Annotated in this window: 20 protein-coding genes; 14 read left to right on the top strand and 6 right to left on the bottom strand. The window is 38.6% G+C overall.

What is annotated here, in order from left to right; all coding sequences use genetic code 11:
• The first annotated feature begins 32 nt into the window (after positions 1-32).
• The 5 genes from atpE (at position 33) to atpG (ending at position 3999) form a co-directional block, all read left to right on the top strand.
• On the top strand, positions 33-221 hold the full coding sequence (atpE, locus tag B3E00_RS19270; protein WP_021188666.1) for an ATP synthase F0 subunit C: 189 nt from the start codon (positions 33-35) through the stop codon (positions 219-221).
• A 96-nt stretch (positions 222-317) separates the two neighbouring features.
• Positions 318-818 carry a F0F1 ATP synthase subunit B gene (locus tag B3E00_RS19265; protein ID WP_209581373.1) on the top strand — a complete coding sequence of 167 codons (501 nt, stop codon included), beginning with the start codon at positions 318-320 and terminating at the stop codon, positions 816-818.
• 29 nt (positions 819-847) lie between these two features.
• Positions 848-1390, top strand: coding sequence for a F0F1 ATP synthase subunit delta (locus tag B3E00_RS19260; protein ID WP_293939718.1), 543 nt, complete (start codon positions 848-850; stop codon positions 1388-1390).
• Between the two features lie 54 nt (positions 1391-1444).
• Positions 1445-3019 carry a F0F1 ATP synthase subunit alpha gene (gene atpA, locus B3E00_RS19255; protein ID WP_209581384.1) on the top strand — a complete coding sequence of 525 codons (1575 nt, stop codon included), beginning with the start codon at positions 1445-1447 and terminating at the stop codon, positions 3017-3019.
• A gap of 77 nt (positions 3020-3096) precedes the next feature.
• Positions 3097-3999 (top strand): ATP synthase F1 subunit gamma, encoded by a 903-nt coding sequence (gene atpG, locus B3E00_RS19250; protein WP_293888800.1) that lies wholly within the window; start codon positions 3097-3099, stop codon positions 3997-3999.
• A 67-nt stretch (positions 4000-4066) separates the two neighbouring features.
• Here the strand turns inward: atpG and B3E00_RS19245 are convergent, their stop codons facing one another.
• Positions 4067-5113 carry a 3-oxoacyl-ACP synthase III family protein gene (locus B3E00_RS19245; RefSeq protein ID WP_293881461.1) on the bottom strand — a complete coding sequence of 349 codons (1047 nt, stop codon included), beginning with the start codon at positions 5111-5113 and terminating at the stop codon, positions 4067-4069.
• Between the two features lie 78 nt (positions 5114-5191).
• Between B3E00_RS19245 and B3E00_RS19240 the strand changes: the two genes are divergently transcribed.
• From B3E00_RS19240 to B3E00_RS19230, 3 genes are all read left to right on the top strand, one after another.
• The gene (locus B3E00_RS19240; RefSeq protein ID WP_209581393.1) at positions 5192-5473 is read left to right on the top strand and encodes an ATP-dependent Clp protease adaptor ClpS; all 282 of its coding nucleotides are present in this window, start codon (positions 5192-5194) and stop codon (positions 5471-5473) included.
• Positions 5474-5577: 104 nt separating this feature from the next.
• A complete protein-coding gene (locus B3E00_RS19235; protein ID WP_293939716.1) occupies positions 5578-8028 on the top strand; it encodes a TonB-dependent receptor domain-containing protein in 2451 nt (816 codons plus the stop codon).
• A gap of 67 nt (positions 8029-8095) precedes the next feature.
• The gene (locus B3E00_RS19230; protein WP_209581398.1) at positions 8096-8905 is read left to right on the top strand and encodes a 3-keto-disaccharide hydrolase; all 810 of its coding nucleotides are present in this window, start codon (positions 8096-8098) and stop codon (positions 8903-8905) included.
• A gap of 32 nt (positions 8906-8937) precedes the next feature.
• Here the strand turns inward: B3E00_RS19230 and B3E00_RS19225 are convergent, their stop codons facing one another.
• Positions 8938-9642 carry a YjjG family noncanonical pyrimidine nucleotidase gene (locus B3E00_RS19225; protein ID WP_293888808.1) on the bottom strand — a complete coding sequence of 235 codons (705 nt, stop codon included), beginning with the start codon at positions 9640-9642 and terminating at the stop codon, positions 8938-8940.
• A 202-nt stretch (positions 9643-9844) separates the two neighbouring features.
• On the opposite strand from B3E00_RS19225, the gene B3E00_RS19220 reads away from it, so the two are divergent.
• The 6 genes from B3E00_RS19220 (at position 9845) to B3E00_RS19195 (ending at position 14656) form a co-directional block, all read left to right on the top strand.
• A complete protein-coding gene (locus tag B3E00_RS19220; protein ID WP_209581404.1) occupies positions 9845-10720 on the top strand; it encodes a sensor histidine kinase in 876 nt (291 codons plus the stop codon).
• Positions 10710-11417, top strand: a complete 708-nt coding sequence (locus B3E00_RS19215) for a response regulator transcription factor (RefSeq protein WP_070563139.1) — start codon at positions 10710-10712, stop codon at positions 11415-11417. Before B3E00_RS19220 ends, B3E00_RS19215 begins: the two co-directional genes overlap by 11 nt.
• Positions 11418-11427: 10 nt before the next feature.
• On the top strand, positions 11428-11946 hold the full coding sequence (locus B3E00_RS19210) for a hypothetical protein (RefSeq protein WP_293881477.1): 519 nt from the start codon (positions 11428-11430) through the stop codon (positions 11944-11946).
• On the top strand, positions 11946-12983 hold the full coding sequence (gene hemE / locus B3E00_RS19205) for a uroporphyrinogen decarboxylase (protein WP_293881478.1): 1038 nt from the start codon (positions 11946-11948) through the stop codon (positions 12981-12983). The genes B3E00_RS19210 and hemE overlap by 1 nt, the downstream gene beginning before the upstream one ends.
• 163 nt (positions 12984-13146) lie before the next feature.
• Positions 13147-13698 (top strand): CopD family protein, encoded by a 552-nt coding sequence (locus B3E00_RS19200; protein ID WP_293881479.1) that lies wholly within the window; start codon positions 13147-13149, stop codon positions 13696-13698.
• 64 nt (positions 13699-13762) lie between these two features.
• Complete coding sequence (locus B3E00_RS19195) at positions 13763-14656, top strand: DUF4476 domain-containing protein (RefSeq protein WP_293939714.1); 894 nt, start codon at positions 13763-13765, stop codon at positions 14654-14656.
• Positions 14657-14679: 23 nt separating this feature from the next.
• Here B3E00_RS19195 and B3E00_RS19190 read toward each other — a convergent pair whose 3' ends face one another.
• The 4 genes from B3E00_RS19190 to B3E00_RS19175 form a co-directional block, all read right to left on the bottom strand.
• On the bottom strand, positions 14680-16113 hold the full coding sequence (locus B3E00_RS19190) for an NAD-dependent succinate-semialdehyde dehydrogenase (RefSeq protein WP_293939712.1): 1434 nt from the start codon (positions 16111-16113) through the stop codon (positions 14680-14682).
• Positions 16114-16188: 75 nt separating this feature from the next.
• Positions 16189-16584, bottom strand: a complete 396-nt coding sequence (locus tag B3E00_RS19185) for a thiol-disulfide oxidoreductase DCC family protein (protein WP_293939710.1) — start codon at positions 16582-16584, stop codon at positions 16189-16191.
• Positions 16585-16717: 133 nt separating this feature from the next.
• Positions 16718-17932, bottom strand: a complete 1215-nt coding sequence (locus tag B3E00_RS19180; protein ID WP_293881844.1) for a bifunctional 3,4-dihydroxy-2-butanone-4-phosphate synthase/GTP cyclohydrolase II — start codon at positions 17930-17932, stop codon at positions 16718-16720.
• A gap of 71 nt (positions 17933-18003) precedes the next feature.
• Positions 18004-19488, bottom strand: coding sequence for an LptF/LptG family permease (locus tag B3E00_RS19175; RefSeq protein ID WP_293881846.1), 1485 nt, complete (start codon positions 19486-19488; stop codon positions 18004-18006).
• Positions 19489-19557: the final 69 nt, after the last annotated feature.

The raw sequence follows: 19557 nt of genomic DNA, 5'->3' as shown, positions 1-19557 counted from the left end.
AGCAAATTTTTTAATTATTCAAATCATACATTATGTACAATTTAATTGGAGCCGGTTTAATCGTTATCGGTGCAGGTTTAGGTTTAGGTAAAATTGGTGGTTCTGCAATGGAAGCTATCGCTCGTCAACCAGAAGCAGCATCTAAAATCCAAACTGCAATGATTATCATTGGTGCCTTACTTGAAGGTTTAGCATTCGGTGCTTTATTATTAGGTAAATAGTCACAACGGTTTTATGATATAACCTGCAACGGTTGGTTGCAGGTTATATTATTCCTGAATCTTAAAAAATAAAAATTATCATTATATAGTATAACAATGGATAAATTAATACATTCGTTTTCGTACGGTTTGTTTTTTTGGATGGTCATCGTCCTTGTAGTTATTATCTTTTTATTAGGTAAATACGCTTGGAAACCAATAGTTGATGCCCTAGACGAACGTGAAAAAGGTATTGCAAGTGCTTTGGAGGCAGCTGAAAAAGCTAAATTGGAAATGGCTCGTTTAACAAATGAAAACGAACAATTACTGAAAGAAGCACGCGCAGAACGCGACGTTATCCTTAAGGAGGCAAAGGAGCTTAAAGATAAGATCGTAGCTGAGGCAAAAACTCAGGCGCAAGCTGAAGGTGCAAAAATGATTGCTCAAGCGAAAGAGGAGATCAATGAACAAAAGAACAAAGCTTTGGCTGAGGTGAAGTCTCAGGTTTCTTCTTTGTCTTTGGATATTGCTCGTAAAGTGTTAAACAAAGAATTTGAGGACCAAGGAAAGCAAGAAGCTTTAGTTGCAGATTTGCTTAATGACGTTAAATTGAACTAATCCGGTCACTCAAATTACGAAATAGAATTATGTCAGTATTTAAAGTAGCATCGAGATATGCGAAGTCATTAATTGACTTGGCAGGCGAGCAAGGCTCACTGGAAACAATCAAGACCGATATGGATTCATTCATTGCGGTTTTGAAATCCAGTACCGAATTGCAAGCTGTTTTGGCCAATCCTATTGTTCCTTTGGACAAGAAGAAAAACATATTGGATGCGCTATTTAAAGATAAGATCAATCCAAATATCTTGGCGTTCTTTAAGATCATGATCAATAAAGGTCGTGGCGAGATTGTATATGCCACTGCTCAAGAATTTATTCGTGAGTATAATGAGGTAAAAGGAATTGTGAAAGCTACAGTTACATCTGCAGCACCACTTTCTGAAGCTAATTTGGCAGCGATGAAAGATGTACTTGCGAAAGAAACCAACGCTCAAGTGATATTGATCAATAAAGTTGATCATAGTTTGATCGGTGGATTTGTAGTCAATATTGGTGATCGCCAAATTGATGCAAGTATTGCTGGTAAGTTGAATAAATTGGAAAGATATTTGAATCAGAATAATTAATTTGTTCTGATACTTGAAGTAAAATAAATCAAAAAACCCCTTATAATAATTAAAATGATAGAGGTAAGACCAGATGAAGTTTCGGCAATTCTAAGAGAACAATTGTCGGGCTTTAAATCAGAAGCCGAACTAGAGGAAGTGGGTACCGTACTTGCTGTAGGTGACGGTATTGCTCGTATTTACGGCTTAACTAAAGTTCAGTCCGGTGAGTTGGTTGAATTTGATAACGGATTACAAGGTATTGTATTAAACTTGGAAGAAGACAACGTCGGTGTTGTACTTTTAGGTCCTTCTGATGAAATCAAAGAAGGAGATACTATTAAACGTACTAACCGTATTGCATCCATCAAAGTTGGTGAAGGCTTGTTGGGACGTGTTGTAAATACTTTAGGTCAACCAATTGATGGTAAAGGACCTATTCAAGGTGATTTGTATGAAATGCCTATTGAGCGTAAAGCTCCAGGTGTTATCTACCGTCAGCCAGTAACTGAACCATTACAAACAGGTATTAAAGCGATTGATGCGATGATTCCAGTTGGTCGTGGTCAACGTGAGTTGGTTATTGGTGACCGTCAAACAGGTAAAACTGCTGTTTGTATTGATACAATCTTGAACCAAAAAGAATTCTATGATGCAGGGCAACCTGTATTCTGTATCTACGTTGCCGTAGGTCAAAAGAATTCTACCGTTGCGAATATCGTGCGGACATTGGAGGAAAGAGGTGCGATGGCTTATACAGTAGTTGTTGCTGCATCTGCTGCTGATCCTGCTCCACTTCAATTCTATGCGCCAATGGCAGGTGCTGCTATCGGCGAATTTTTCCGTGATACAGGCCGTCCGGCATTGATCGTTTATGATGATTTGTCTAAACAAGCTGTAGCTTACCGCGAGGTTTCATTATTGTTGCGTCGTCCACCGGGCCGCGAAGCCTACCCAGGTGACGTATTTTATCTACACAGCCGTTTGTTGGAGCGTGCAGCGAAAATCAACTCTTCGGATGATATCGCACGCAACATGAACGATTTACCAGAATCAATCAAACATTTGGTGAAAGGTGGTGGTTCATTGACTGCGCTTCCGATCATCGAAACACAAGCGGGTGACGTTTCTGCTTATATCCCAACCAACGTAATTTCAATTACAGATGGTCAGATCTTCTTGGAGTCTAACTTGTTTAACGCAGGTATCCGTCCAGCGATCAACGTAGGTATCTCTGTATCTCGTGTAGGTGGTAACGCACAGATCAAACCGATGAAGAAAGTATCGGGTACTTTAAAGTTAGATCAAGCGCAGTACCGTGAATTGGAAGCTTTTGCTAAGTTTGGTTCTGATTTAGATGCTGCTACAAAAGCTGTGTTAGACAAAGGGGTTCGTAATGTTGAAATCTTAAAACAAGGTCAATACTCTCCAGTTTCCGTAGAGAAACAAGTTGCGATCATATACATCGGAACTAAGGGTTTATTGCGTAATGTTCCTGTAAATAAGGTTAGAGAATTTGAAGAGGAGTTCTTAACACAATTGGAACAACGTCATCCAGAAGTGTTGGCAGCATTTAAAGCTGGTAAGTTCTCTGATGAATTAACTGCAGTATTAGAAACAGTAGCTAAGGATTTAGCATCAAAATATTAATAGTAATGAGTATTTAGTATTGAGTCTATTGACAAGGCTCGATACTCAATACTAGGTACTTAATACTTAAAACAAATATGGCAAATTTAAAAGAAGTAAGAAACCGGATTACCTCCGTATCATCAACGCAGCAGATTACAAAAGCTATGAAGATGGTTTCGGCTGCTAAATTGAAGCGCGCTACTAACGCTATCTTACAATTGCGCCCATATGCGAATAAACTAAGAGATATTTTGGCGGATGTTTCTGCAAGCGTGGAGGGAAGTAATTCTCCGTTTACTGTAGATCGCGAGCCAAATAAGGTGTTGATCGTTGTTGTTTCTTCTAACAGAGGTTTGGCTGGAGCATTCAACGCAAATGTTATCAAAGCAACTAATAACTTGATCGCTAACAAATATGCCGAGCAACATGCAAAAGGAAATTTGAGTATCATTGGTATTGGTAAAAAGGGTTATGATTTCTTTTCGAAGCGTAACTTTAATGTGGTAGCTAATCACTCTGATTTGTTTTCTGATTTAAATTTTGGTGGGGTATCCGTGGTGACTGAATTTATCATGGAACAATTTAAAGAAGGTAATTTTGACCGTGTTGAAGTGGTGTACAACCAGTTTAAAAATGCTGCAGTTCAAGAGCTGACAGCGGAGCAGATTTTACCTTTAATACCACCAGCCCAGGAAGACAAACAACATACGCATAAAGCAAAAATAGAAGCTGAGGTGGATTATATCATCGAGCCTTCCAAAGAGAAGATTATCGAAGAGTTGATTCCTAAAGCAATCAAAATTCAATTATACAAAGCTGTTTTGGATTCAAATGCTTCTGAACATGGAGCACGTATGACAGCGATGGATAAAGCGACAGAAAATGCAGGTGATTTATTAAAATCATTGAAGCTATCGTATAACCAGGCACGTCAAGCAGCAATTACAACAGAACTGACAGAGATCGTATCAGGGGCCGCTGCTTTATCAAACGGATAGTTTTTATTCGGGTAAAAACAAAAAAAAGGTGCTGATCTTATGATCAGCACCTTTTTTTTGAACTAAATTACCATCGAATTAAGGCTGATCCCCATGTAAATCCTGCTCCAAAGGCGGCCAGACAGATAAGATCACCATTTTTAATTTTTCCTTCTTCCCAAGCCTCGCATAGTGCTATCGGCACAGAGGCTGCAGTGGTATTGCCATATTTCTGAATATTGTTGAATACCTGATCTTCCCTTAATCCAAGTGTTTTCTGTACAAATTGAGAAATACGAAGATTGGCCTGATGCGGAATCAATAAATCGATATCATTGGTTTTTAAATTATTTTTTTCCAATGCCTCTTGAATTACTTCAGGAAATTTGACAACAGCTTTCTTGAAAACAGCCTGTCCATCCATATTTGGAAATGCTGTCCCGTCTTCGAGCATCTCTTTGGTCATCAATAATCCTCCTAATTCCTGCTCGGGCCATTTGGGCATTTCATCCAGCCATATTCCGCTGGATGCCCCCGGGTAATACATAGCTAGCTTTTCGGCTTCTGCTCCGTCTGAATGTAAATGTGTACTCAGTATACCTTTGCCATCTTCCGCTGTTGGTTGCACAACGACCGCTCCTGCACCATCGCCAAAAATTACGGAAACGGCTCGTCCCCTGGTTGAAAAGTCGAGGGCAAAAGAATGTTTTTCTGAGCCGACGACCAGCACATTTTTATACATACCTGTTTTTACAAATTGGTCGGCTATAGAGAGGGCATATATAAATCCCGAACATTGGTTTCTGACATCCAGTGCGCCAACCTCATTCATCCCCATTTCCCTTTGTAGTAAAACCGCACAGCCCGGGAAATAATAATCTGGGGATAGTGTTGCGAAGATGATAAAATCAACATCCTGAGGGGTAATTTGGGCACGTTCTATAGCAATTTTAGCCGCTTCGACTCCCATTGTTGTGGTGGTCTCACCGATTCTGTCAGCATATCTACGTTCTTTAATTCCTGTTCGTTCCTGAATCCATTCGTCACTGGTATCCATAAAGCGTGTAAGATCATTATTGGTATAAACGTTTTTTGGAACGTAATAGCCGATTCCGGCAATTTTTGACTGTAACATAATAAATTCTGCTAATTGATTGTATTCTTCCCTTTTATAATGTCGTTAATTTAGAAAAAAATATTCTATTTTTGCAGCATGGGTACCCAAACTGCTGAAGAAACCTTTACGTTAGAAGAGATTTTAGCCTCTGTCAAAGAGTCTAATCGACTCATTTTATGGAATGATGAAACCAATACGTTTGAACATGTGATTCACTGCTTGATTTATCATTTGCAATATACCGAAAAGCAAGCCGAGAAGATTGCCTGGAAAGTACATACCGAAGGAAAATGTGCTGTATTGGAAGGGAGTTATACGGAGATGGAAATTTATCGCAAAATTTTGAAAGCCGAAGGATTAACTGTCTCTGTAGAGTAACTTGCCATTCTTTTGTTACCGTAATAATATGGTTACGCTTCTATTTTGTCTATAAGTTTTAGTTTTCTTTGTAGATCATAACTATAAACTAAGCTGAAGCTCTCATGTTGTTTAACGCTAAATCGTTTAAATCTTTTTTATTTTTATTGTTTTTACCTGTTTTTCTTTTTGCTCAAACGGGTCAAATTAAAGCTATTCTGGTTGATAGCGCAACTGCTAAGCCTATATTATCCGCGAGTGCCACAATCCTGGATGCGAAAAATAATACCGTTGTGAAAGGTGGACAGTCTGTAGACCAGGGATTTCTCTTGTTATCTGATATTAAACCAGGTAAATACAATATACGTTTTTCCTATGTCGGCTATGAAGCAAAATCTATTGATGCTGTAGAGGTCTTAGGAGGAAAGAGTAAAGATTTAGGCCGAATTGCTTTGAAGTCCATAGGTAATATCTTGAATGAAGTGGTTGTTGAAGGTAGGGTTCCAGCCATGCAAATTGGTATAGACCGTAAAACGTTCAATGTAGGTGAGAGTTTGGTAAGTGCTGGCGGAACTGCAACTGATGTATTAGCTAATGTCCCAACTCTACAGGTTGATCAGGACGGATCTGTCAGTTTGCGTGGGTCGAGTAGCGTGAAAATTTTAATCGATGGCCGAGAGTCCGCTTTAGCCGGAAGTGATGTGACTTCGTTGCTTCAAAGCCTACCTGCTAATTCAATCGATAAAGTTGAGGTCATTACCAATCCTTCTTCCAAATACGACGCTGAGGGACAGACTGGGATCATCAATATTGTTTTAAAGAAGAATATCAGAACCGGATTAAATGGTTCTATCAATACTTCTGCCGGGTCTTATGATAACTACATGGCAGGACTGACCTTGAATTATAGGGATAAAAAGTTTAATTATTTTGGATCTTATAATTTCAACAAACGCCATATGGTTGGAAGCGGTGCCGTTGATAATATCTTTAAAAATAACAATAGCCAGATATCAAATAATTCGGAATCATCAAGAAAAGGTAATAGTCATACGATAAAAGCTGGAGTGGACTATAGTCTTTCTGATAAAACTTCCTTGAGCCTTTCTGGTAATGTGAGCATAAGGGATAATAACCGTGGTGAGGACTTATGGTACCGTTATTTTAATCACCCAACCTTATCCGGCACGAGCACTAGAACTTCTCGCCAACTCGAGGATGATCTGGGCTATGAATTTACAATGGATTTTAGACATCAATTTAAGAGATCTGGTGAAGAACTGACCGCTAATGCCAGCTATGGCCGCGATAAGGAAGATGGCACAAATGTTTTTTTACAGGAGTTTACCTCTGGAACAACTAGTACAGGCCGAAATAATGTCAGTTCGGAAGACGGTAAAAATATCAATATACAAGCGGATTATGTGCTCCCTTTTTCAGAAGAGAGTAAATTTGAGGCAGGTTATCGTTCGCAAATCAGAAAGTCATTTGATACTCAATTCTCGGATACGTTGTCGGTAGCTAATGGTAGCTATCTGCCAGACTATGGCATCAGCAATGATTTTGATTTTACGTCTACTGTTCATGCCTTATATGCCAACTACCAAGGGAAACTATCGGATAGAATAGGTTATCAAGTAGGTTTGCGTGCTGAGCAATTTAACCTAAATTCTACTTACTTTTCAAAAGACCCAACTGTTATTGACAAGGAAACTAAGGCCAGTCAAGACTTCTTTCGTCTATATCCAACCTTATTTTTAACATACAATGTTGGTGATGACGGTGATAAAATTCAATTCAGTTATTCTAGAAGAGTTCAGCGAGCGAGAGGTTGGCAAGTCAATCCATTCTTGAATGTTTCAGATGACATGAACAGACGGCAGGGGAATCCCAATCTGAAGCCTGAAGATGTTCACGGCTTTGAGCTGAGTTTTGCCAAAACCTTCGGTAAGGTGAATTTGATTTCTTCTGCGTACTTCAATCATACCAATGAGGTGATGCAGCCTTATGTTTATTTTGTGGACACCTTGAGCAGTGTGACCTACAGCCGATGGGAGAACTTGACAAGTAGAAATCTCTCCGGATTTGAATTTATCTCTAAAGTCAATGCGACTAAGGATTTTGATTTTACATTCAATCTTAATCTGATCAATATCAATTTTAAGGCGAATGAGGCTTATAATGTTAAAGCATCCAATGGTTTTGCATACAATACCAATTTAACGGCTAATTACCGTTTTACGCCAACGTTTTCCGCTCAAGTTCGTGGTGAATATAACTCTTCGCGGGTGATGGCACAAGGAAAGATGAACGCTATGAAAGGTGTTGATGTGGCATTGAAAAAAGATGTGCTAAATAAGAAGGCATCTATTATGTTCAATGTTAGAGATGTATTTAATACACGGAAAATGCAGGGCTTTACTGAGACACCACAATTGAGTTCTAATTTTGAACACCGCTGGATGAAGAGAATGTTTACTTTGTCGCTTTCCTACCGGTTTGGTAGCCAAGATTTAAACAAATCAAAGAAGACGGTGTCAAACACAAATGAAGTAGGGGAAGGAGAGGAATATTAAAAAATATTGCTCTTTGTAATCCCAAATGCTTAAATTTAATTTTAAAACAAACCTAAAACTAAAAAGAATGAAGGTATTAAAAACAGTTCTTGCGGTATCGGTGATTGCTTTTTCAGCACACTTAAATACTGCCATAGGGCAAACAAAGAAAGAAGTTCCTGCTTACAAAATTTTAGATTTACCACGTGTAGATATCAAGAAATTTAAAAAAAATAAGGCTGGAGCTTATGTTATTTTTGATGGTACTTCTATGGACGGCTGGAGAGGCTATGATAAGACTGTCGTTCCTAAACGATGGGTGATTAATGAAGGTGCAATCAAATTTGATAGCCAAGCTAATCTTGGAAAGGAAGATGGGGGAGATTTAATTTTTGCTCATGATTTCAAAAATTTCGAATTAGAAATGGAATGGAAAGTTGCCAAAGGAGCAAATTCGGGAATTTTCTTTTTAGCCAAGGAGGTTGAGGGACAACCGATATATATATCGTCTCCAGAATGTCAGGTTTTAGACAATGAAAACCATCCTGATGCAAAAATGGGTGTTGACGGAAACCGAAAATCGACATCACTATATGATATGATCCCGGCCAAACCACAGAATGGTAAACCATATGGCGAGTGGAATAAGGTTAAGATCAGGGTCAACAATGGAAAGGTAGAGCATTTTCAGAATGGTGTAAAAGTTGTAGAATATACATTGTGGGATAAGTCATGGATTGATTTATTGCAAAAGAGTAAATTCAGTGAGGAAAAGTGGCCTTTGGCTTTTGAATTGTTGAGCAATGTTGGTGGCGATAGTAAGTCAGGGCTTATTGGTCTCCAAGACCATGGAAACGATGTATGGTTTAAGAATATTACCGTAAAGGTATTAAAATAAAAAAAGCAGCTTTAAGCTGCTTTTTTTATTTATTATAGTATCGATTGTAATTCTTTTAAATCGATAATCATATGGGCGACATCCTCCGGCTTTTCGGCGCTAGTAGGGTTAAAGAAAATGGCGTCCATCCCAACATTTACCGCACCACGGATATCGGCATCAAGGTTATCTCCAATCATCAATGACAGCTGAGGTTGCGCAAAGGCTGTCGCCATGGCAAATTGAAATATTCTAGGATCCGGTTTGTTTACGCCGACTACCTCTGAAATAAAAATATGTTTGAAATATTTTCTTAAGTCGCTTTTTTCCAATTTTGTTTCACACGCTTCTTTAAAACCATTGGATATTAAGTGAAGATTATATCTGTCACCTAAATAGGTCAGCGTTTCATGAGCATTGGGGAACAGATTTGTTTTTTGGGGACAGATGGCAAGATATTCTAATTCGAATTCCTCAGGAAACAATTCGGGATCCACACCGAGTTCTGTAAAGGTATCGGCAAACCGTGCTGTCCTGAGTTCCGGTTTTGAGATCTTTCCGTGATGATAAAGTCCCCAAAGCCGATGATTGTTGATCGTATAAGTTTCTATAAAACGGGTGGACGACTCTTGATTAAACAAGCGATCAAACTTGTATTTAAAATATAACTCGTGAAGACTTTCTTCGGCATTTTTATCAAAATCCCAAATCGTATGATCCAGATCGAAGAAAATGTCTTTTTTTCCCTGATTAAACATATGCAAAACTAAAATAAAATCGTCTGAAATACGAAAGAGTATCTGTTATTTGATTGTTAAATTGGTAGAAAGCATGTTGCAGTGAAGATATATTAGGGGTATTGTAATGAATTATTAATGTTGCGACTCCGTTAATTTTCTTCTTTGTGTCATAATCCTTCGGATATTTCCGAATACCTAGTTGAATACCTATTTTTGTCACATGAAGAAAGCGCTGTTACTCTTTTATTTTCTATTGTTTTATGCGGTTATGCAATTGATCTGGTGGGGGGTGATGTTCGTTCGATTTGACCCCAGTAAGCAGAACATGATCATTGGAGAAGGGATTTTCTTCCTAATTATTTTCCTATGGGGAGCATGGCGACTAAAACGACTGGTGGAAAGAGAGCAGAAATTATTGCAGCAACAGCAAAACTTTCTTTTAGCCATTACACATGAACTGAAATCACCCTTGGCTTCTGTCAAACTGTATATTCAAACGATTTTGAGGCGCGATTTGGATAAGGAACAACAGCAGACATTCTTGCGTAATTCACTAAAGGATATCGAGCGTTTGGATGATTTAGTGGAAAATGTGCTAATGACCACCAAATTGGATAGCCGCAATTATAGTATGCCGAAGGAGGATTTTAATTTTACTTCTTTGGTAGAACAGATCGTTGACAGGCTGCAAAAGAATTCGTGTAGTTCACAAGTTTTGAAACCTTATTTGGAAGCGGATATTATTATTCATGCTGATAAGTTTGCGATTAGTAATGTGGTGACTAACCTGATTGAAAATGCTATTAAGTATTCACCCGCATGTGCTATGGTGGATGTGAAATTATATACGGAGAATAGTAAAATAATTTTTTCTGTTGCTGACCATGGTATTGGTATCAGCGATGAAGAGAAAAAGCTTATCTTTAATAAGTTTTATCGGGTGGGCAGTGAGGCTACACGGAAAACCAAAGGCACAGGTTTGGGGTTATATATCGTGAAAACCGTGTTGCAGAAACACGACGCGACCATTAAAGTTAAAGATAACACTCCTAAAGGGAGTATTTTTGAAGTAACATTTGAAAGAAATGCAAAGTAAACAAAGAATATTACTTGTCGAAGATGAAGAACACTTGTTAGAAGCTATCAAGTTGAATCTCGAAATGGAAGGTTACCGTGTCACTACGGCTACCGATGGAAAAAAAGCACTAAAAGTCTTCAAGGAGGAGCGTTTCAACTTGGTTGTCTTGGATGTGATGATTCCGGAAATTGATGGATTTCAAGTTGCTGAAACTATTCGACTGCAAAATACAGAAGTTCCTATTATGTTTTTAACTGCCAAAAATAGCAGTGAGGATCGGATTACCGGCCTTAAGAAAGGAGCAGATGACTATTTGGTGAAACCTTTCAACTTAGAAGAGTTGATTCTGCGTGTTGGAAATCTAGTTCGCCGTGGCATGAAGCCTGATGATCTCAAAGAACTAAATTCTTATCAAATAGGAGATAAAACGATCTATTTCAATTCGTACGAACTGCATCATGCGGATGGTACGATAACTTCTTTGACAAAAAAGGAAACGATGTTGTTAAAGCTGTTGATTGAAAGACGTAATGAGGCGGTATCGAGGGAGCAAATATTGGAAACCGTGTGGAACTATGATGTTTACCCATCTACTCGGACAATCGATAATTTTATCCTGACCTTCCGGAAATATTTCGAGCCGGATCAAAAACACCCAATTTACTTTCATTCTATCCGCGGTGTTGGTTATAAGTTTACCGACAATAATGCCTAGGTAATAAGAGATGATGACAATTAAGGCTAGGATAGCCGTTATTTTTATCGCCGCGTTATTTTTGGGCTATGGCATATATCAAGGTCATTATCAGACTGCTGTACTGATAGCTGGTGGAATAGGCTATTTGATTTGGAGCCATTTCAGAGAAGGGTCTGTTTTTTTGGCTACACAGGCTTTTCATAGGCAAGATTATGAGAAAGCAAAAAAATTGTTGGCTGAAATTAAGAACCCCGACGCGCTGCGGAAAGGTAGACGTAATTTCTATGAATTTATGATGGGAAATATTGCGCTGAAAGAAGAACGTGTCGATGAGGCGGAATATCATTTCCAGTTAGCATCACGTCTGCCTTGGAAAAAAGATAATGAAAAGGGCATGGTTATGATTAATCTAGCAAACATAGCACTTCGAAAGTTTGATTACCAAAGAGCCAGAGCGTATGCAGATGTGGCCAATAAATTGCATCTGACGGCTAGACAGAACAGTATTATTACAAAAATAGAAAACGAAATTTCAAAACATTTATAGTGAGTACTACTTTACAAAACGACTTATTGATTAGGGCTGCATTCTCGCAGCAGACAGAGAGACCTCCTGTGTGGATGATGCGCCAAGCTGGGCGCTTTATGAAAGAATATTGGGATATCAAGAATAAATATTCCTTTCTGGAAATGTGCAAAACACCCGAAATCGCCGCTGATGTCACTATGCTTCCGGTTGATTTATTGGGTATTGATGCTGCTATTTTATTTTCCGATATTTTAGTAACAGCCGAAGCAATGGGCGGCGATCTTTCTTTTGAACAAGGTGTAGGACCTCGTTTTTCTAATCCTATTCGTTCTGTAAAGGATGCCGAAGCTTTATCCGTTAACTGTTTGGATAGATTGCAATATGTAGCTGATGCCATAAAGGTGATTCAGCAACGTCTTGATAGGCGTATTCCTTTGATTGGATTTGCAGGAGCACCGTTCACAATTTTAAGTTATTTGGTCGAAGGTGGATCTTCAAAAGATTTTAAGTTAACAAAATTGATGTTGAATAATCAGCCGGAGCTGGCCCATATGATTCTTCAAAAGATCGCCGATGTTACTGTTGACTATCTGAACATGCAGATCGAAGCTGGTGTTAATGCGATTCAATTATTTGATAGTTGGGCTTTAGCCTTATCATGGAATGATTACCGTGATTTCTCACATTATTATAATAAACAGATTATTTCAAGATTAAACCGTCAAGACATTCCAGTTATTTCATTTTGCAAGGGATCGTCTGTTTTTGCACCGATGATGGTTGAAGCGCAGCCTGATGTGATATCTATTGATTGGAATGCAGATTTAAAAAATATAAAGCAATCCCTACCACAGGGGATCGCTGTACAAGGAAATTTAGATCCATTTGTTTTGTATGCTGATAAGGCTGTAATCAAAAGGAAGATTACAGAACTCTTTGAACGTATGCGAGGTGAAAATGGGTTTATCTTTAACTTGGGGCATGGTATAATGCCAGATATTCCATTTGACAATGTAAAATATGCCATTGAAGTAGTGAAAGAATTTCGCTATTAATTGTGGTCTCTTAAAATATACAGAACGACTTGCGAAAGCAAGTCGTTTTTTTTTTACCAGGTCGGAAACTGATGATATTCGATTTTTGTATATTGGATGTAAGATTTATACAAATCATAGTTGCTGGTGACAATTGCTCCTAACTTTTCTTAATTTTGTAATTATGATCTATTTATATGCAAAAGCTGTTCACATTATCTTTGTAGTGTGTTGGATGGCTGGATTGTTCTATATTGTCCGACTATTTATCTACCATACGGAAGCTAAATCTAGGCCTGCAGAAGAATATGGCATTTTGCATAGGCAGTTTACTGTAATGGAAAGCAAATTGTGGTGGATTATAACCACTCCAGCAATGTACCTCGCTGTAGTCGCAGCACTAGTTATGCTTTATATGAATCCGGGTTTGCTGAAGATGGGCTGGATGCATGTTAAACTCACCTTCGTTTTAGGATTGATACTTTATCATTTCTCCTGCCAGCGGATTATGTTTCAATTACAAAGTGAGTCTTCCAATTGGTCTTCGACAAAATTGAGGCTATGGAACGAACTCGCTACAGTTTTACTATTCGCGATTGTTTTTACAGTAGTTTTAAAATCGGCCTTGAATTGGATATTTGGCGTTTTGGGACTGTTAATTTTATCGATTGCGCTGATGATGGCTGTAAAGCTTTATAAAAAATATCGGAACAAGAGTGTTGGGCGAAAGCGTTAAATTCTATGCTTTCTTAATCCTTTGTGATTCTTTATAGTCGAAAGATTATAAATAGAATAGGATTATGTATAGAAAAATTCTAAGTATGTTCTTGTTGCTGACTGTAGCAGCAGCTGGTTTTGCGCAACGATACAGACCTTTGGGTGGTACATTAAATATCTACTCTACAGATGTACCTTTTTTTCTTTATATTAATGACATTTTGTATAATAATAGAGCTTCAAGGGGTGTCAAAGTATCTCATTTGAAGAATAGGCGTTATGATTTGCGTATCGTGTTTGCCGATCGTCAGCACCGCACATTAAATGGTTCCGGAATACAACTTGTCGATAGAAATGGGCAATTCATGGACGTTGTGTTTTCTGTTAGTAACAGAAGAGGAAATAAGGGGATTATTTTAGAATCCATAAATCCTATTGATCGTTATGGCAATGGTAATTATCGTAACGACTTACTTTATGATAATCAGGATATAGATAGGGATGAACAGTATGATGAGCCATATAGCCAATTGGAAAGTCGTGGCGATTCACCGGCCTATAATCGGAATGGCTATGATCATGACAGGAACAATAATCAACACAGGCAGCCGGAGGAATCCGAAATTTATCGTAATGGTGTAGATCGTCCTCATGGAAATGCTAAAGATGAAGGAAATGGTCAACTGGATAAAGAAGTATTCCTTAAAACAGATTCTAACCGATTGAATGACCTGTTGAATCAGAAAGAAAATGATCAGGATAAACTCGCGTTAGCTGCTCAGGAGTTACAAAATATGCAACTTCGTGTTTCTGAAATTGCCGATTTAATGGAATTGTTTATACGGGATGATAATAAGCTCACCTTTGCTAAATATGCTTATCCAACTTGTGTGGACAAACAGAATTATGAGAAAGTAGGGGATGCCTTATCATTTAGCTCAACCCGGGAAAAGCTTTTGGATTTTCTAAAGAAATAAAAAAGGAGCAATTTGCTCCTTTTTTATTCTCCGCCGAAGCAGATATATTTTAATTCCATATATTCATCTAAGCCATGTTTTGATCCTTCTCGACCAACTCCTGATTGTTTTACCCCACCAAAAGGTGCGGCTGCATTTGAAATAAGACCGGTATTGACACCGACCATGCCGGCTTCAAGTTGCTCAGCTACCCGGAAACAGCGATTGATATTTGTACTATAAAAATAGGAGGCGAGACCAAATTCAGTATTGTTGGCCATCGCTATGCCATCTTCTTCTGTTTTAAAGCTGAAAAGGGCGCAGATTGGGCCAAAGGTCTCCTCCCTAAATATAAGTGCTTCTTTTGGAATGTTCGTCAGAACAGTAGGCTGGAAAAATAGGCCTTTGATTACGTTACCTCCAGCAGCCAATTCGGCACCGTGATTTAAGGCATCTTGCACATGATGTTGTACTTTTTCTAAGCCTTTTGTATTAATAAGTGGGCCGACCTGGACACCTTTATCAAGCCCATTGCCAACCTTTAGTTTACTAACGGCTTGGGTAAGTTTCATTGAAAACTCATCGTAAACATCTTCTTGAACAAGAAATCTATTAATTGATACACATGTCTGCCCGGAATTTCTAAATTTACCAGCGATAGCACCTTCTACAGCTGCATCAATATCGGCATCGTTAAAAACTAGGAATGGGGCATTACCGCCAAGCTCCATTGATACTTTTTTGATGTTCGAGGCTGATTGTTCTATAAGTGTTTTTCCTACTTCGGTAGATCCTGTGAAAGAAAGCTTTCTCACCAGATCGTTCGTCGCTAACTCTCTTCCTATTCCGCTGCTATCTCTTCCTGTAATGACATTGAGCACCCCCTTGGGAACGCCTGCCTCTTCAGCAAGTTTCGCTAGTGCGATCGCTGAAAACGGGGTCTGTGAAGCTGGTTTGAGTACCACTGTACAACCAGCGGCCAATGCAGGAGCTACTTTTCGGGTCACCATCGCTATGGGAAAATTCCAGGGTGTAATTGCCGCGACGACACCTACACCTTGTTTAATTGTCATCATCCTGCTACCTTTATTCTGGGAAGGTATCGTTTCACCATAGGCTCTTTTTCCTTCTTCTGAAAACCACGCTACAAAAGAACTACCATAATCCACTTCTACCATAGATTCACTTAGTGGTTTCCCACTTTCGAAAGTCATGATTTCTGCAAGATCGTCCTTATGCTCTTGAATAAGATTGTACCATTTACGGAGGATATCGGAACGTTCCACTACAGTTGTGTTTTTCCAGCTTTTCCACGCTTTGTCAGCAAAATCTATCGCTTTACTGCAATCGGCCACTTTCAAATCAGGTAATGAAGCGATAACTTTTCCTGTAGCAGGATTTATGACGTCAAAAGTGTGTTTTGATGTAATAAATTTCCCATTGATATAAGCACTCTCAATTAAAAGTTTATTTTTCATCGATGTAAATTTTATTGTTACAAGTATAGTTTAAACACCTCAAATTGAAATTCTGTTCAATAATTTATTTCTCGTTCAAATGAACCTTTCTCTTTCAGCTTTTGAAGGTATCTTACAAGACTCATTTTTTCCAAACCATTGATAACGGTTTTTAGCAAAATAGTCATAAAGCGCATCTCTCCATGCAATGGGTAAAATCTTCAGTAAATAACATATGGTGTAGGGAAAACCCAATTGCTTAATGATTTTGAGCACAGCTTCACTTTTGATAAAGCTGCCTTCAGGAGATAAATAAACGATTGAATCAATGTTTTTGGGAATATTTTTCAGCGTGGCCCTACTAAATTCGGACTGCAGGGAACTAAATAAGAATTTTTTCTTACGATCTATTCTTAATAGTTTTTGAACAAACCGATTACAAATCAAGCAATCCCCATCAAAAAAAATGATATGTTTTCTTTGTTGTTCCATACGCTGAAGTTACTGCTATTTATTGAGAGTACTGCCATGAAAGGATCATAAAAAAGGAAGGAATTACTATGGCGGGGGGCATATGAGTGAAAAAAGCGGCGCTTTTTGAGACACCGCTTTTTCGAAATCGTCCTTATAAATTTTTCATGATCGTATGACCCATACGATCCCGTTTGGTTTTTAGATATTCTTCGTTAAATGGATTTGCTGTTATTTCAATAGGTACATTTTCTACAATTTCAAGACCATAGCCCACCAAACCAGCACGTTTTGTAGGATTGTTTGACATGAGGCGCATTTTTGTGACCCCCAGATTTCTTAGGATCTGTGCACCTACGCCATAGTCTCTTAAATCTGCCTTAAATCCTAATTGTACATTGGCATCTACTGTGTCTAATCCATTTTCTTGCAACTTGTATGCGTGTAGTTTATTGATCAGTCCAATACCTCGTCCTTCTTGATTCATGTACACGATGACACCTTTACCTTCCTGCTGGATCATTTCCATTGCCTTGTGCAGCTGAGGGCCACAATCGCATCGGCAAGACCCAAAAATATCTCCTGTAACACAAGAACTATGCACACGAACTAAAATAGGCTCGTCTTCATTCCAGTCACCTTTGTAAAGAGCTAAATGCTGTTCGCCAGTATCTTTCTGCGTAAAAGCTTTCATTTTAAAATCACCATATTGTGTTGGCATATTAACGGTGACTTCTTCATTGATTAAAGAGTCGTGTTTAAGGCGGTACTCGATCAGATCTTCAATACTTACGATCTTTAAATCGAATTTTTTAGCAACATCCATGAGTTCGGGAAGCCTAGCCATTTCGCCGTCCTCTTTTAAAATCTCAACCAATACACCTGCAGGTTCAAATCCTGCTAATCGAGCCAGGTCAACTGTAGCCTCAGTATGACCAGTACGACGTAGCACGCCGCCATCTTTTGCTATTAAAGGGAAAATATGACCTGGTCTACCTAATTCTTCGTAGTGAATATTAGGATCAATCATTGCTTTAATTGTTTTCGAACGGTCTGACGCAGAAATTCCTGTTGTACAGCCATATCCCTGAAGGTCAATGGAAACAGTAAAGTTCGTTTCATATACCGCTGTATTCTGCCCCACCATGAGATCAAGGTGTAATGCATCTGCTCTTTCTTTCGTTATCGGAGCACATACCAAACCACGCCCGTGAGTGGCCATAAAGTTTATGATTTCAGGAGTGGCATTGCGAGCAGCAGTGACAAAGTCTCCTTCATTCTCGCGGTCTTCGTCATCCACTACGATTACTACTTTTCCTGCTTGTATATCAGCGATCGCTTCTTCGATCGTGTTTAATTTGAAATCCATTTATTGATATATTGTAATTGGTACAAAGTTAGTGTAGAATCTAAATTTATTTATAATAGCCCTGTCACAATCTAATGTGATTCTTTTAAATTATTCTTTTTTAAAAACTTTTCTTTCACCCATTTCCATGCGGCTTCTACTTTTAACTTATATTGATCAATATCAAATAAAGCGGAGTCTGTTGTCGATTTATACGTTAGAAAAGCAGCAAGTGGTGTTAAGACAATGATTGCCATCCACATCCCCACACCCGATGATATCGCGCCGTCTTTAGCCGTTTTTTCAGCTACCGTAGAAATAATATGATAAATCAGAAAGAATATAATGGCCATAACTACAGGAAGACCAAGCCCTCCCTTTCTGATAATGGCCCCAAGCGGAGCTCCGATGGCAAACAACAAAAGACAGGAGACAGCAAGGGTAAACTTGCGATGCCACTCAATGCGATAGCGGATATCTTTCGATTTATAATCTTTAAACTCAAGCGTACGGCCATTCAGATCTTCCTTCAGATAATTCAACTGGTTTAGTGCATTCATAGTAACCTGTGAACGTTGTTCTTGAGGTACAAGATCGGTAATCAGATTTTTAAAAGGCTTGATTTTAGCTTCTTTGACCTTGGGCTGTCCAGGTTGATTGGCACTAAAATATTTCGAGTAGATATTATATCGCGTATCTAATGTCCGGGAAATTGCTTTTCCCATACTATCTAACTTAATATGATTCGAGTCGATATACATGTCCAACTGTTTCAAATTTAACATGGCATGGTGGCTCTTGAAGAGGTTTTCATCTGTTTTACCCTGTTGAAAGCTTCCCATATCAAACTTTTGCTCAGTTTCTTTGAATTTAAATCGCGTAAATTGCTGACGTGGATCGTAGGTTTTGGAGTTTTTAGTTCGGGCCTCCTCGTAACGTATACCATCCTTAAGTTTAAGAATCATATAATTGTTGTCGGGAGAATTGTAGATATAGCCTTCTTTTGCCATAAGTACATTATTGGCCGTATTGCCACCGCGGTGATCGTAGATCATCAAGTCGTAGAGAATTGTTCCCGCTTTGTTTTTTCCTCGGGCGCGGATGGAGTAGCCTGGGATCGTATTGTTAAATATTCCGGGTTTAATAAGGAAATCGGCCTTTTTATTACGTACATCTGTAAGTAATGTCCCCATTTTCAGATTAACTACAGGAAGGATATAGTCGGAGAAAAGAAAAGAACTTGTTGCGAAAATTGCGACGAGTACGAATAGCGGAGTCATCGCTTTGCGCAAAGATACGCCGGCAGCCTTAATTGCAACCAATTCATAGCTTTCACCCAGATTTCCAAATGTCATAATGGAGGAGAGTAACATGGATAAGGGCATTGCCATTTGAATTTGAACAACGCATTGATAGCCAATTAACTCCATGATTGTGTACCATTCGAAGCCTTTTCCAATCAAATCATCTATATACTTGAATAGAAAAAGCATCAATAGCACAAACATCACAATAAAAAATGTGACAATAAATGGTTTTATGAAAGCTTGAAGAATAAGTAAATGAACTTTTTTCATCCGTGACGCTAAGCAAATTGATGCCTTTGCATTAAGGCATCTCTACACCAAAGAACTCCCCTAGGAGTT

It is taken from the genome of Sphingobacterium sp. UBA5996 (assembly GCF_002429765.1).
GTDB lineage: Bacteria > Bacteroidota > Bacteroidia > Sphingobacteriales > Sphingobacteriaceae > Sphingobacterium.
Note: the sequence above shows the minus strand (reverse complement) of the source record. Positions and strands in the feature narration are given on the sequence as shown.